At 39.4% G+C, this 14376-nt stretch carries 19 protein-coding genes; 18 read left to right on the top strand and 1 reads right to left on the bottom strand.

Translation table 11 applies throughout. The features are described 5' to 3' along the window. The first annotated feature begins 3 nt into the window (after positions 1–3). The 18 genes from HXT26_RS03750 to HXT26_RS03665 all read left to right on the top strand — a co-directional run bounded on the left by HXT26_RS03750 (position 4) and on the right by HXT26_RS03665 (position 14061). Positions 4–216: a hypothetical protein gene (locus HXT26_RS03750; RefSeq protein ID WP_422111897.1), complete on the top strand. Its 213-nt coding sequence runs from the start codon at positions 4–6 to the stop codon at positions 214–216. After that, positions 197–478 (top strand): toxin, encoded by a 282-nt coding sequence (locus tag HXT26_RS03745; protein WP_075523962.1) that lies wholly within the window; start codon positions 197–199, stop codon positions 476–478. The genes HXT26_RS03750 and HXT26_RS03745 overlap by 20 nt, the downstream gene beginning before the upstream one ends. Positions 479–491: 13 nt before the next feature. Further along, on the top strand, positions 492–788 hold the full coding sequence (locus HXT26_RS03740; RefSeq protein WP_020757764.1) for a hypothetical protein: 297 nt from the start codon (positions 492–494) through the stop codon (positions 786–788). Further along, positions 788–1000 carry a hypothetical protein gene (locus HXT26_RS03735; protein WP_020757763.1) on the top strand — a complete coding sequence of 71 codons (213 nt, stop codon included), beginning with the start codon at positions 788–790 and terminating at the stop codon, positions 998–1000. Before HXT26_RS03740 ends, HXT26_RS03735 begins: the two co-directional genes overlap by 1 nt. Positions 1001–1014: 14 nt before the next feature. Continuing rightward, positions 1015–1608, top strand: a complete 594-nt coding sequence (locus tag HXT26_RS03730; RefSeq protein WP_422111896.1) for a hypothetical protein — start codon at positions 1015–1017, stop codon at positions 1606–1608. A gap of 9 nt (positions 1609–1617) precedes the next feature. After that, the gene (locus HXT26_RS03725) at positions 1618–2181 is read left to right on the top strand and encodes a hypothetical protein (protein ID WP_421789312.1); all 564 of its coding nucleotides are present in this window, start codon (positions 1618–1620) and stop codon (positions 2179–2181) included. Continuing rightward, the gene (locus tag HXT26_RS03720) at positions 2178–2597 is read left to right on the top strand and encodes a phage holin family protein (protein ID WP_064340487.1); all 420 of its coding nucleotides are present in this window, start codon (positions 2178–2180) and stop codon (positions 2595–2597) included. Before HXT26_RS03725 ends, HXT26_RS03720 begins: the two co-directional genes overlap by 4 nt. Continuing rightward, entirely contained in the window at positions 2590–3510 is a 921-nt protein-coding gene (locus HXT26_RS03715) for a GH25 family lysozyme (protein WP_422111895.1), read from the top strand. Before HXT26_RS03720 ends, HXT26_RS03715 begins: the two co-directional genes overlap by 8 nt. 146 nt (positions 3511–3656) lie before the next feature. Next, positions 3657–4067, top strand: a complete 411-nt coding sequence (locus HXT26_RS03710) for an RNA polymerase subunit sigma-70 (protein ID WP_422111894.1) — start codon at positions 3657–3659, stop codon at positions 4065–4067. Continuing rightward, positions 4054–4266 (top strand): SHOCT domain-containing protein, encoded by a 213-nt coding sequence (locus HXT26_RS03705; RefSeq protein ID WP_004117908.1) that lies wholly within the window; start codon positions 4054–4056, stop codon positions 4264–4266. The genes HXT26_RS03710 and HXT26_RS03705 overlap by 14 nt, the downstream gene beginning before the upstream one ends. Before the next feature lie 60 nt (positions 4267–4326). Continuing rightward, positions 4327–5922: a recombinase family protein gene (locus HXT26_RS03700; protein ID WP_422111893.1), complete on the top strand. Its 1596-nt coding sequence runs from the start codon at positions 4327–4329 to the stop codon at positions 5920–5922. Beyond that, the gene (locus HXT26_RS03695; RefSeq protein ID WP_422111892.1) at positions 5892–6302 is read left to right on the top strand and encodes a DNA recombinase; all 411 of its coding nucleotides are present in this window, start codon (positions 5892–5894) and stop codon (positions 6300–6302) included. Before HXT26_RS03700 ends, HXT26_RS03695 begins: the two co-directional genes overlap by 31 nt. A 1-nt stretch (position 6303) precedes the next feature. Continuing rightward, positions 6304–7881, top strand: coding sequence for a recombinase family protein (locus tag HXT26_RS03690; RefSeq protein ID WP_422111891.1), 1578 nt, complete (start codon positions 6304–6306; stop codon positions 7879–7881). Positions 7882–8531: 650 nt separating this feature from the next. Continuing rightward, the gene (locus HXT26_RS03685) at positions 8532–9437 is read left to right on the top strand and encodes an exonuclease domain-containing protein (protein WP_422111890.1); all 906 of its coding nucleotides are present in this window, start codon (positions 8532–8534) and stop codon (positions 9435–9437) included. A gap of 254 nt (positions 9438–9691) precedes the next feature. Beyond that, positions 9692–11158, top strand: a complete 1467-nt coding sequence (locus HXT26_RS03680) for an RNA-binding domain-containing protein (RefSeq protein ID WP_422111889.1) — start codon at positions 9692–9694, stop codon at positions 11156–11158. A 601-nt stretch (positions 11159–11759) separates the two neighbouring features. After that, positions 11760–12317, top strand: coding sequence for a hypothetical protein (locus tag HXT26_RS03675; RefSeq protein WP_422111888.1), 558 nt, complete (start codon positions 11760–11762; stop codon positions 12315–12317). 9 nt (positions 12318–12326) lie between these two features. After that, a complete protein-coding gene (locus tag HXT26_RS03670) occupies positions 12327–13280 on the top strand; it encodes a hypothetical protein (RefSeq protein ID WP_422111887.1) in 954 nt (317 codons plus the stop codon). Positions 13281–13815: 535 nt separating this feature from the next. Further along, a complete protein-coding gene (locus HXT26_RS03665; RefSeq protein WP_004573997.1) occupies positions 13816–14061 on the top strand; it encodes a hypothetical protein in 246 nt (81 codons plus the stop codon). Positions 14062–14100: 39 nt separating this feature from the next. On the opposite strand, the gene HXT26_RS03660 is transcribed toward HXT26_RS03665, so the two are convergent. Then, positions 14101–14322, bottom strand: coding sequence for an IS3 family transposase (locus tag HXT26_RS03660; protein ID WP_217428672.1), 222 nt, complete (start codon positions 14320–14322; stop codon positions 14101–14103). Positions 14323–14376: the final 54 nt, after the last annotated feature.

Raw genomic sequence — 14376 nt, 5'->3', positions numbered from 1 at the left:
AATATGGCAGAACTTATTATTAACACAAACGAGGTTGTGATAAACGAAGGTACTAAAAACAGTGACATAAAAGTCGCTAAAACTGGTGATGAGAGTATGGAAATAGAGCAGTTTATCAGCAACAGTAAGTACGCAAAGATGATAGAAGACATCAATCGCAAACTGGATATTCTAATCGAGGAAAAGGAGGTGGAAGATGGAAAAGCCGACCATTAACTATGCGATAGCTACACAAAAGTTTAGAGCGAAGTTAAGCGATGAGATAGTGTCTTTGCAAAAAAGCATCCCTATCCCGACCTACATGGTTGAAGGCATCATCGCGTCAATTTTAGCTGACATCCGCTCAGCTCTGATAGCTGAAAACACGATGGAACATGTTGCTTTTAGTGAGGAAAACACAAAGTATTACGAAGAACAGTTAGAAAAACTAAACGAGGAAATCCTAAAACTTAAAGCAGAAAAAGAAGAAAAACCATAAGGAGGAAAGCCTTATGTATAGAGGAACAACACCTACAAACGTGTTCAGGACAGATGTGGATTTAGAAAACGCATCTGTCCTTTTTGTTAGCTATAAGCAAAACGGAAAAGTTGTTTTAGAAAAAAGCTTAGAGGATGTGAGTGTTAAAAAGACGCTTGTAACAGTCAATCTCACGCAGAAAGAAACACTTTTGTTTCAAGACGGTATTGTCACGATTCAAATCAGAGCCAAGTTTCCCGACAATACGGCTATCGCTTCAAATCTGATACGAACAACAGCTGAAGAAATAGTAAAGGACGGTGAGATTTAATGGCAGAACTACAGGCAAGTTTTAAACACAATACAGATATGAGCGCATCTTTTGAAAGCATCATAAAAGTAACAGGCGAAGAAACAACGGATTACAACAGGCTTACTAACCTGCCGAAAATTAACCAAGTAAAGCTTATAGGCAATAAAACGCTTTTAGAGCTGGGACTTTGCTCTATCAGCAATATCGAACTCGAAGAACTACTTAAATAAGGAAGGAAATTATTATGCAAACCAAATTTTTAGACAACAACGGACTTTTATACGTTTGGAAGAAAATCAAGGAAAGCTTTGTGAAAAAAGAAGAGCTGACAAAAGCCTTGGAAACCGTGCCGAAGAAAGTCACGGATTTAAGCGATGCGGCAAACTATGCACAAGTATCTTCACTGCCAACCAAGGTGGAAAACCTGCTGGATGCGTCAGAATACGCGAAGAAAACCGACATTGTGACAAACGTAGAAAATCTTCAAGGCATTGACGCGTATGCGAAAACAAGCGCATTACCGACAAAAGTAGAACAGCTGGAAGACGCAGCGAATTATGTGAAAAAGACAGACCTTACTGAAGAGGTAAAGCATCTTGTCGGCAACATTCAATCAATTGATTTTAAGGTGGTTGATAGCCTGCCTCAGACAGGTGATAAGGCAACAATCTATCTTATAAGCGATAACAAGGGCGAAAACGATGCGTATGATGAATACATTTATGTAAACGACAGGTTTGAAAAAATCGGTACAACATCAGTTGATTTAAGCGACTATGTGAAAAAAGAAGATGTTAAAAGTATCAGCAATGAAGAAATTGATGCACTGTTTGTGTAGGTGAAGCTTATGGCAGATAAGTTTTTAGGCAAAGAAGGTTTGTTTAGGCTGATAGAAAAACTGAAAGGAAAATTTGCCACACTGGACAGTCCTGCTTTTACGGGAAAACCGACTGTTCAAACACCAACCTATATACCGGACACCAGAGGAAAAGAAATCGTTAACCGTGAATACGTGGATTTTGTAACAAAGCTGTTGATACATCAGGACATGCCTAAGCTCCCTAAGCAGTTCAAATGGGTTATTACACCTGATTCTTGGCAGGAAGTACTAGATGGTTATGTGTATGGCTTTTTTTACGAAAAATATTACAAGCCACATAAAGAACAGTACCCCAACAATGCACAGGAACAGAATGTAGCACTTGATATAAAAATCGACTTTGAAAGACTTCCGTCTATGAGGTTTTATGGCACGGGAGATATTAAGGAGGTTTGCAAACTAACTATGGCAATCGGCAGTGATTGGAGGATTTACTGTTATGGGGATAAACCTTCAAACGAAATACCGGTAATTATTACATTTATGCAGGTAGAAGATGTAACTGATCTTATTAAGGAGGCGGTAGAATGAAAGAATTTTGGAATACACTACAGCTGGCTTTCACAGTAGTAGGCGGCTGGCTGGGATACTTTTTAGGCGGGTGCGATGGTTTAATCCTCGCACTTCTTTTATTTGTGGTAACCGATTACATCACAGGCGTGATGTGTGCGGCGATTGATAAAAAGCTCTCAAGTAGCGTGGGTTTTAAGGGCATCTTTAGAAAGGTGCTCATTTTTATGCTTGTTGGCATAGCAAACATTATAGATTTTCAGGTTATTAAGCAAGGAAGCGTGATTAGAACCGCGGTAATTTTCTTCTACCTATCTAACGAAGGACTTTCACTCATTGAAAACGCGGCTCACCTGGGGCTTCCCGTGCCTGAGAAATTAAAAAACGTTTTAGAACAATTACACGACAAAGACAGAAAGGACAATACTCATGAGTAAAAAAGGAATAGACGTATCAGTATGGCAGGGTGACATTGATTTCAACGCGGTGAAAGCATCCGGTGTTGAGTTTGTGATCATTCGAGTAGGATACGGTATCGGACACAAAGACAAGTGGTTTGAGGAAAACTATCGTAAAGCAAAAACAGCCGGTCTTGATGTTGGAGCTTACTGGTATTCGTACGCAAGCTCTGCAGGTGAGGCGGCTGAGGAAGCTCAAAGCTGCGTGAACATACTCTCAGGTAAGAGTTTTGAGTATCCTATTTACTTTGATTTAGAAGAAAAAAGCCAGCTTAACCGTGGGCGAGCTTTCTGCGATTCGCTGATTACAAGTTTTTGTAATAAGCTTGAAACTTACGGGTATTATGCAGGTTTTTACACCTCGCTTTCAGTAGCTAATAACCTTGTGTCCGCTCATATTAGAGACCGTTACGCTTTGTGGATCGCACAGTGGAACACGCACTGTGATTATCAAGGCTCATATGGTCTTTGGCAATACTCGTCAAGCGGCAGCGTGGATGGAGTAGCCGGCAGAGTTGACATGGATTATGCTTACGTAGATTATCCAAGCGTGATAAAAAACGCCGGTCTAAACGGATATAAAAACGGCGGCTCTTACACTGCTCCTCAAACATCAAGCATTGATGATGTGGCGCGAGAAGTTATTAACGGCGCTTGGGGTAACGGCAGCACGCGTAAACAGCGTTTAACTTCTGCCGGATACGATTATGCGAGCGTGCAAAATAAAGTTAATAAGCTTCTTGGTGTTAAAGCCTGTAGAAAGTCAGTTGATGAGCTTGCACGTGAAGTAATCCGAGGCACGTGGGGTAACGGAAATGAGCGTAAACAGCGTCTAACTCAAGCCGGATACGATTATGATACGGTACAAAAACGAGTAAACGAACTCTTATAAAACAGTTTGAAACATGTAAAGCCCGAGGCTTGTTCCTACATTGGAGCAATCCTCGGGCTTTTTTTATTTTTAAGGTTAAATTATCAAGCCAAGAGGTTAAAAAACACTGTTTTTTCTTTGCCTGTGATGTAAGGAGGCACAGGCAAATGAATGTGGAAGAAAAACAGAAAGTCAAATTACTAAGAGATGAAGGTCTTAGCTATACGCAGATTGCAAACCGTATGGATGTTTCCGTTAATACGATTAAAAGCTACTGCAAACGTAATAGTCTAGGCGTAATCCAGTCTATGAAAATACAGACGGCATTATGTGAATCTTGTTCAAAACCAATCAAGCAAAACAAAGGAAGAAAAGTTAAACGTTTCTGCTCTGACGCGTGTAGAAACACTTGGTGGAACAAGCATACACAGTTGGTAAAAAGACAGGCAAACTATGAGTGTGCTTGTCTTAACTGCAAAAATTCTTTTATCTCTTACGGTAACAAGGCAAGAAAATACTGCTGCCACGCCTGCTATATAGAACATCGTTTTGAAGGTGGACGTCATGCAAATAAGTAATGATGCTCACGGGCTAAAGGATGTTAAAGCGAGAGCTTGGACAAAAGAGAGTATGCAGGCGGATTTTCGTTTTGAAATAGCCGAAAAACTTACCGTTTCACTCTTTAAAAAAGGGCTTATCAGCGAGCAAGAAAAAGAAAAAATAAGCCGTCTTAACAGGGAAAAATTTCACCCGTTTTACAAGGAATTATTGGGTTAAAAGCTTGATAAACACTGCTTTTAGAGTGATGAATAGTATTAGCTGAAAGTGAGGGAAATAGTGAAAGAAATAATAAAAATAGACTCTACAATACGAAAAACTGGTTTTGAGAAAAAGACGCGGGTTGCAGCGTATGCGAGAGTTTCTAGTGATAGTGATGAGCAGCTTCTCAGTCTAGAAGTGCAAAAGGAGCATTACGAAAACTATATTAAGTCTAATCCCTGCTGGGAGTATGCGGGGCTTTACTTTGACGAGGGTATTAGCGGCACGAAAATCGGTAAGCGTGAAAGTCTTAAACAACTGCTTAAAGACTGTCAGAGCGGTCAGATAGACAGGATTGTTACAAAGTCTATTAGTAGGCTTGCAAGAAACACGGTTGACTGTCTTGAAATAGTTAGAAAACTTACCGGTCTCGGTATTTATTTGTATTTTGAGAAAGAAAACATTGATACCGAGCATATGAGTTCGGAGCTTATGCTTTCTATCCTGAGTTCTATTGCGCAAAGCGAGTCAAAATCCATCTCGGAAAACAACACGTGGTCAATTCAAAAAAGGTTCGAAAACGGAACCTTCGTCATTCCCTGCCCTGCGTATGGGTATAAAAACGAGAATAAGAAAATGATTATAGTTCCAGAGCAAGCCAGGGTAGTAAAAGAAATTTTCAACATGGCTCTTTCCGGCATGGGTGGAGAAGCAATAGCACGAGTATTGACCGATAAAAAGATTCCAACTAAAAAGGGCGGAAGTTGGACTTCAAGTACCGTGAATGCTATTTTGAACAATAAAACATACACAGGGGATGTGATTTTTCAGAAAACATTTACGGATGATAGTTTTAACCGTCATAAAAACTGTGGCGAGAAACAACAGTATGTTATTGAAAACCATCACGAGGCTATCATCAGTCATGAAACTTTTAATCTTGTAAAAGAGATTATCGCGTGGAGAAGAAGTGAAAATAACATAGTATGTGGTAGTGGTAAGTACAATAAGCTTTATGCGTTTTCAGGTAAAATTCGTTGTGGTGAGTGTGGAAGCAAGTGTAAAAGACGAATAATTTATCAACATAATAAGGCGTATGGCATATGGGTTTGTATAACGCATCTTGAAGATATTCATGCTTGTTCACAAAAGTCTGTTATGGAAAGTTATCTTAAAATTTCCTTCCTGCAAATGTTAAACAAGTTAAAAGCAGGATACGTTCAAATATTAACGCCTTTCATAAAAAGCTTAAGAAACGTGAATAATAAAGACGGTTTGAACAAGGTTATCGAACTCGAAGAAAAAAAGCTTAAGCTGCAAGAACAAGAGCAAGTACTCAGTAAGCTTTTAGCCGGTGGCTACATTGAGATGGATTCCTACTATCTGGAAAGCAATCAGCTTAAAACGGAAATAGATACTTGTCTTAAGGAAAAACTTCAGCTTTCCAACAGTTTAAACGGTAACTTAACGCACTTAAACGAGGCGCAAAAACTTCAACGGTTCGTAAGTGTCACAGAAGTATTTAGCGAGTTTAAGGATGAGGATTTTCTGGATTTTGTAGACGATGTCGTAGTTAAAAGCAGAACAAGATTTCTTTTTATTTTGAAATGTGGATTGGAATTAGAAGAAGAGGTGAAAGAAACATGGCACGCATCCCATATGGTTACAGAATAGTAGACGGTAAAGCGGTTATAGATGAAGTAAAAGCTCAAGAAGTAAGAGAGTTTTTTTGTTTCTATCTTGAATTTAAAAATATTTCTCAAGCTGCTAAAAAATCAGGTATAAAAAGGGATTGGCCAGTCACGGGCAAAATTCTTAGCAAGAAATTGTATTTAGGAACAGAGTTTTATCCTCAGATTATCGATGAGGATATGTTTAGACAAGTACAACAAATAAGGCATGAGAATGCTATCAGGAATCATCGTTATAAAGAGCCTAAGCCAATAAAGGAAATTCGGTTTATTACAAGCTACCAGTTAGAAAAGGTAGAAAAGAAATACGATGATCCTTATCGGCAAGCAGTATACGCTTACAGTCAAATCAAGGAGGTGTAAAATGAGTGCCAACGTTATAATTATTCCACCAAGAAAAATAGCGGGGAATACGGTAGATAAGCATGAAGATAAGCCGAAGTTAAGAGTAGTAGCGTATTGTCGTGTCAGTACTGACAGTGAAGAACAGGCAACAAGTTATGACACGCAAGTTCAGCATTATACGGATTATATTTCAAGAAATCCTCTCTGGGAGTTTGCTGGCATTTATGCTGATGACGGTATTTCAGGAACTAGCACGAAAAAACGTGTCGGTTTCAATGACATGATCCACGATTGCATGAGTGGCAAGGTAGACATGGTTATCACTAAGTCGATTAGCCGTTTTGCGAGAAACACTATAGACTGTTTAAAGTTTGTTAGACAGTTGAAAGACAAAAACATTCCGATCATTTTTGAAAAAGAAAACATCAACACCATGGAAGCAAGTGGAGAACTATTGCTTACTATCATGGCTTCTTTAGCTCAACAGGAATCAGCGTCGCTTTCTCAGAATGTGAAGCTTGGACTTAAGTTTCGCTACCAGGAAGGCAAAGTGCAAATCAACCATAACTGGTTTTTAGGATACACAAAAGACGATGAAGGGAATCTTGTAATTCTTGAAAAGGAAGCAAAAGTCGTAAGAAGGATTTATAGAGAATATTTAGAAGGAGCAAGCCTTAGAGATATAGCGGAGGGCCTTGAAAAAGACGGCATTAAAAACGGTGCCGGGCATTTAAAATGGAATTTATCTAATATTAAAGGCATCTTGCAAAACGAAAAATATATTGGTGATGCTCTTTTACAAAAAACCATCACGACAGATTTTATTAACCATGTTCGTATAAAAAATGATGGAACAGAACCACAGTATTATGTCAAAGATAGTCACGCGTCTATTATTCCAAGAGATATTTTCTTTAAAGTTCAAGAAGAAATGTTAAGACGAGCCAACATGTTTAGCGGTGAGGAGAATAAAAAAAGGAGAGTTTATTCCAGTAAGTACGCTTTATCCAGCCTGTGTGTTTGTGCTAAATGCGGGGATGTTTACAGAAGAATTGCTTGGAACAACCGAGGAGTGCATTCTGTTGTTTGGCGTTGTTGTACCAGATGGGAAAATGGTCCTAGTGCTTGCGATGCTCCGACAGTACAAGAGAACGAACTGCAGTCTGCTACAGTGAAAGCCATAAACAAGGTGTTTAGTATATCGGATGAAGTATTGGATACGTTGAATAACAATATTAGAGAAATTATCGCGGGCAACAACTTAAGTGAGATTGAAACGGTTGATAAAAGAATTGCAGATAAACAAGCGATACTATTAACCTTGCTTAAAGCTAAAAAAGACTACACGAAAACTGCCAACGAGATTGATGAGCTTAAAGTTAAGAAACAGCAGCTTCTTATAGAAAAAGCAGGTCAAGAAGATGCTAAAAGACGAATCAGAGAAATGGAAGATTTTCTGAAAAGTGAGAGTCGCGATATTAGTGAGTATGACGAGAAGCTGGTAAGAAAGTACATCAGGAAAATAAAAGTTTACGAGGACAGGTTCAGTATAACTTTTAAATCAGAGATTAGTGTGGATATTGAAAGGGCATCGTAAAAGCCAAAAGAATGTGAGCGTTTGAAATGTTACAAAAGTCAGCCTAGGGGTAATCCTCTCTAGGCTGTTTTTTTGTTTTTATGCTAAAATCAAGTTATTAAGCCAATCTTAAACCTTTTAACGATAGCTTTTTCTATCGTTAAAAAGTGCACCCACTATCAATAGTGTGCACTCAAAAAGTGTAGCTATACTACCCGTTCTCTCAATCCACGTCGAGAGTGTCGTATTGATGTCAAAGGCTGATTAGGTGGGTGCAAGTTTGCCCTTGTGTAGCAGGGGTTAGCGAGGGCTATCGTTAAAAGGTTTAATGCGAAGCGGCTTTAAGCTGGGTTCTCGCGGTTTTTGAGCGTGATTTTGCTGTATGAGGGAACATGTCGACGCTTTAGGGTCGAGTGCACAGGATGTTAACGTTAAAAAGTGCACCCACTTTGCACCCACCCTGCACCCACCTGTTTATGTGCGGTTTGCTTGTAGTATGTTAGCGATTTTGGTATAGGGTGGGTTGAATATTTTTTGAAAAATTGTAGTTTTAAGTGATTTGGGAATATCGATAATATTGTTTCAAGAAAAATTGTGATATGAGTTGCTAGCGTAAAGTTCTTCTTTATAATTGGATTATAATAATCGGTTTTTGGGGTTGGGGGTATTTTATGTATAGTAGGAATACTAATTATACTAGGCAGATTATTGATGATTACTGTGTGCTAGATACCGAAACGACCGGCTTATCTGCGTATTACGATGAAATTATTGAAATTGGTATTTTAAGGGTCAGGAACAATGAAATAGTAGACCGTTATGATCAGCTGGTTAAACCGAGTGTAGAAGTAGATGGTTTTATTACAGCATTAACAGGAATAACTAATGACATGTTGGAGAGTATGCCGTCTATCGCTGATGTGAAAACGGCTGTGCTTTCATTTATTGGTGAGGATATTATTCTTGGGCACAATACTTCTTTTGATATGCGTTTTTTGAATGAGGGTTTTAAGACTCAATTGTCTAATCAGTATATGGATACGATGCAATTTGCTCGTAAACTGTATCCTGAGTTGAAGCATCACAGACTCTCCGATTTAACTGATTATTTGGGTTTGCATAATAATGAACACCGTGCTTTAGCTGATTGTATTGCGACGAAAGAATTATATGATGCTGTTAAAACACGCATGGCTGAGAAGAATCTAGTCATTGAAGATTTATGGCCTGTTAGCGGAAGTCACGGTGGTAAAGGGATAGATATCAAAGCCATTAAGCCTGATGAAGTGGTTGTTGATAAAGATGGGTTTTTCTATAATCGGCACGTGGTTTTTACTGGTAAGCTTGAGAAAATGGTTCGCAAGGATGCGATGCAGATTGTAGTGAATCTCGGCGGCGTCTTAGATAATAGTGTGACTAAGCAAACTAACTATCTAATACTTGGGGATAATGATTATAATGCAATTCTTAAAGGTGAGAAGTCATCAAAGCATAAGAAAGCAGAAAAGCTCAAGCTTGAGGGGCAAGATATAGAAATTATTGATGAGCGTACTTTCTATGATTTGCTGGAAGTATAGTCTCAGATATAAGCCGTAAATAGTAAAAGGAATACCAAGCATTAGATTTAAAAGTGTTAGGTTAAAACTCAGAATGGAAAGTCAAAGTTTCAGAGTTCAAGGGCAAGGTTTCATTGTATCCAACACATAATGAAACTAAGATCACGCTGAGGATGGTTTATATTCCAGTACCAAAGGACGAGGATTAGTCCTATGAGCTTATGCTGTAGCCAGCACAAGTTATACGCATCAAAGATATGAAAGGGGTGAGTTATATGATACTCCCTGAAAATTTGATGAACTTGATTCGTCAGGGCGAGGGGCTGACAGTCGAATTCAAAAAATCAACAAAAGATATTACGAAGGATGTCTACGATACTGTTTGCTCTTTTTCTAATCGGGATGGCGGTCATATTTTCTTTGGCGTGAAGGATAACGGTACGATTCTCGGTGTTGATAAAGACTGCGTTGAACAGATGAAGAAAAATTTTGTTACTACGATCAACAATGAGAGAAAAATGTATCCTCCACTCTATTTGACTACAGAGGAATATGAGATCGATGGGCGTATTGTTCTTTATGTCTATGTCCCGGTTGGAAAAACCGTTTATCGCAATGCGGGCAGAATATTTGATCGCAATAATGAGTCTGACATCGATATTACAGATAATGCGGATATGGTTTTCAACCTTTATGCCCGTAAGCAAAGTACCTATTTTGTGAATAAGGTTTACCCTGCCATCCCGGTTTCAAGCCTTCGCCATGATCTTATGGATCGAGCAAGGAGAATGACGAGAGTGAATACTGAGCACCATCCGTGGATTGACATGACGGATGAGGAGATGCTCAGAAGCTGTGGGCTTATACTTGAGGATCCGGAAACGAACAAAGAAGGTATCACACTTGCGGCAGTCTTACTCTTTGGTACGGATAACCGTATCATGTCCGTGTTACCGCAGCATAAGACAGACGCTATTTTCAGAGTGTTCAATGTTGATCGTTATGATGACAGGGATGTGGTGATCACAAACCTGATTGAAAGCTACGATCGTTTGATGGAATTTGGAAAGAAGCATCTGAATGATGTTTTTACATTGTATGGTGTCCAGCGGATAAGCGCCAGAGATAAAATCCTGCGTGAGATTATTTCCAATTTGTTGATGCACCGTGATTTTTCCAGTGGATATGTACCGAAGCTTGTCATTGAACGGAATAAGATTACAACAGAGAATGCGAACCTTGCGCATGGACACGGCAACCTGAATCTGAACACATTCAAGCCATTCGCAAAGAATCCGCCGATAGCAAAAGTGTTCCGTGAGATCGGTCTTGCTGACGAGCTTGGAAGTGGTATGCGCAACAGCTATAAATACACGAAAATGTATTCTGGTGGAGAGCCTGTCTTTACAGAGGCAGATGTTTTTACGACAGTGATTCCTCTTTCTGAGGCTGCAACTGCCACGGTCGGGCCGATTACCCAAGGTACCCCACAAGTCGTCCCTCAAGATACCCATCAAGTCACCCCCCAAGATCTGGAACAAAGGTTATTGAGATTAATTGATTTTTGCAGTACACCGCGAAGTAAGCGTGAGATGATGGATTACCTTGGCCTTACGGATAGCAAGAATTTCAGAGAAAGGTATCTTGTTCCTTTGCTTAGTGCAGGAAAAATAGAAATGACGATACCAGATAAGCCAAACAGCAGGAACCAGAAATATAAAAAAGTGAACATTGAAGATTAAAAAGCGACCATTGGAGACATAAACCATATATCGAATAGAGGAAAACTGACATTCAATGTATAGTTTTGGTTTCACCAATAGGTATGTCGAGATGATGGGATTTCGGACTTATTTCCTCAGAGCGAAGTCTTGAAACGAAGGTCAAATCTACGGATTTGCATATCATAGGCGGGAACATGTCCTTTGAACTTTTCCGAGAACGTATGAGGGCAAAAATCGGTGTGTTTTCCTCAAAAAATGCGCTTTGACCAATTCCAGCTAATGAGCACGAATCTGGCTACACACTCGACACCAAGATGAAGCAGTCGAGTCATACAGAAAATCAGTGGCGCTCCTTTACAAATCGCGCTGAATTGGAATAGCGTTTTTTCTGATACCTACTATGCGTGCATTCTAGTTGTAGTGTTTTCGTTCTGACATTTGTTTGTGTTCATGAAGGTGAGTATAAGACTAAATAATCTTGTTAGAAAGAAAAAATTTGTGCTAGTTTGAAAGATTTAATAAAATACGCTCATTGGTGTAGCATACGTAAATAACAGTACCCGACGCGCATCTTAACAATGCGGATCAATTCGGGTTTTCTGATTTTTAAGGAGAGAGAATGATGCGTAAAACAATGAAAATGTTATCTGTACCGATTGTTAGTATCTCACTAGTATTGTGTTCAGCTGAAGTGTCTTCCGCTAACACATTGACAGAGCGCGGTAACTTCACATATGCTGCTGGTAGCCTATCTTCTACTACAACTATGACAGATGCAGACTTGGATGCGTTGATCCGTGCATTTGAATCAGTGCCTGCTGATTTGCAGTATGCTAATCCACGTACAACTTCAAATTATGAAGCACGCTTAAATGCAGCATTGCATGGCTTAACGTTTAAGTCACTGATGCGTAGGAATAGGGTTTCTATTGGACATTACGCACCGATGGTTAATTGGGTCGGGTGTGCATTAGCGATAGCTTCATTTGTATTTCAATATAGTGTGCCTATTGCTAAGGCACTTGGTTGGCTGAAGCGAGCGAAGCAAATATATAGAACTGTGTCGGCTATCTGGAAAGCGCGAGGAGAGCTTGAAGCTCATCTTGGTCCTGATGGAGCTAAGTTTTTGGAAATGATTCTCGGTATCGAGCCAATTACTCGTAATTGCCTTTCCTAGGGTTAGATGATGAGTGAGACGAATGTAAGGCCAGTGCTTTTCAAGCATGCTTTTTGGGATAATGTGATTATAGAAACTGTTGCTGGCATTTGCACGCTTATTATTTCGCTGCTTGTACAGCAGTTCGTAGGGCACCGAGTACTAGGTTGGGAAACTGTGGTCATACTCGCGTTGAGTGTTGTGGTGTTTTCGCTGCTAAGTGCAGCGTGTCTGCAGTGGTATAGGCATCGTAGACCGGATGACGGGTATTTGCTTATTGGAATTATCGATTTTGTGCTCAGGCTGTTGGTGACTTCTGGTATTGCTTTATTGCTTGTTTCCGATATCACGTTGCTAAGCATTATTATTGGCGCAGCGATTACTAGTGTGTTGATGTTTGTTTTTGAAAAGCCTTGGCAGCCAGGTATGACGGATGCGCAATTACAGGAAGCTTCAAAGAAATCGGTTGAGCTTGGCGTTCAAATGCTTGAAGAAGAACGCGTAAAGCGCGCCGAGGCGAGAAACATGATTGCATTACAGCATGCGAGCGCAGGTAAAACAGACACTCCTAGAGGTACGTCTCTAACATTCTCATCGTTAATCGTTGCGAATATGCTGATGGAAGCAGTATATGCTGTTGTTACATTTTTGCTTGCATTGATGCTGCAATGGTGGATGCTTTGTACTATCGCTGGCTGGAGCACGCTACTCGTCATATTCTTTGGCAATATGCTATTTTCTTGCGCGGCGGCTGCGATTATGGTTCTGATGGGCGCATTGAAGGCTGATCAACAGAAATGCCTAACAAAAAGTTGGCCTTTCTTAGTTATTGTTGTATTGCTTCGACTGCTGATTTTCGGTGTTCTCGCTTGGCTTCTTACACCGGGTTTGGCATGGGTGAGCGTAGTTGTTGGTATTGTGCTTACCAATATTGTTCTCGTTATCAAGTGGCACCCACGGAGAAGAACCGCAGTAGCTGCGTAAGATTCTGTAAGACTGTTTTCTTCTTCTTTAAGCAAAAGGCTCTACGTAACCCGTTATATCTTTCCTTTTTCCTTGCTATTAGTATTTATAGTTTTTGTTTAAAAAACTTAACAGCCATTTCATAAACAAATGTAACAGTTTTTTACGTGTTATATCTTGGCAATGTTGTATTAAAAAAGAGCCGCATGTTTCGCATATCTCCATCGTGTTTTATTTGCACTGGTTTTACCATTCTTAACCATCTTGTTGCTACATACACTACCAATGGGATTATTGCAAGAGTTCATCATTTAATTACAACAGTAGATTAGGTTAGTTTCATTAGAGTATTCTAATTGTAGTCTATTTGCATAATTTAGTATTTGGGGGAATAACCCTATTTCTATTTGTTACAAGTAAAACTTAGAACACCTTATACATTTTATGTGTTATCAAAAATAACAACAACAATTGTATGGCAAAAAATTATTGGATAGAATGAGTATTAAACCTATTTGGTGTGCGACTCCGTGGAGTAAGTGAGGAGAATATTCTTATGTACAAGGTTCTTATGTTCGTGCTGAAGTTGGTTCTGTTTACAGCTGTGAATTTTATGTTCCTTTACTTGTCGATGGTGGTATTCGGCCATGATTTTGGTGTGATGTTCAAAACGTATGGGAATGCGCTCGGTCCGCTTATGTTCATGCTTGCTTTGATGACAACGATGTCGTTGCCTAATGAAGGAACCATTTTTGAGGATAAGCGGCAAAAAAGTGTGTCTAAAAACCCGAGTTATCGTTGAAATACCACGGAAAACTCGCTGTTATTAAGCTAAAAAAGCTTAACATTCAGCATTACTTGACATTGAAAACAAAAGGGGCTTAGGACAATTTTTAGACATTTTGTGCAACCATAGCACGATGTTCCATAATTGTCTTTTAAGCCCCATTTTAATTCTGTGATTGTTGTAAAAATCAATATAAGTATGAATAGCTTGACGTAATTCTTCTGTACTATCCCAGCTACTGCGACTTAGATAACAAATTGCGAAAAAGTTATGCAATGAGAACGTTATTTGCAATTTTTATATTGCGAGCATGCTGTTAGCGATTAAGCC

Origin of the sequence: Gardnerella sp. DNF00497B, from assembly GCF_049262725.1 — a bacterium.
GTDB classification, from domain to species: Bacteria; Actinomycetota; Actinomycetes; order Actinomycetales; family Bifidobacteriaceae; genus Bifidobacterium; species Bifidobacterium leopoldii.
The sequence above is the reverse complement of the archived record's forward strand: the minus strand, read 5'-3'. Positions and strand labels throughout refer to the sequence as shown.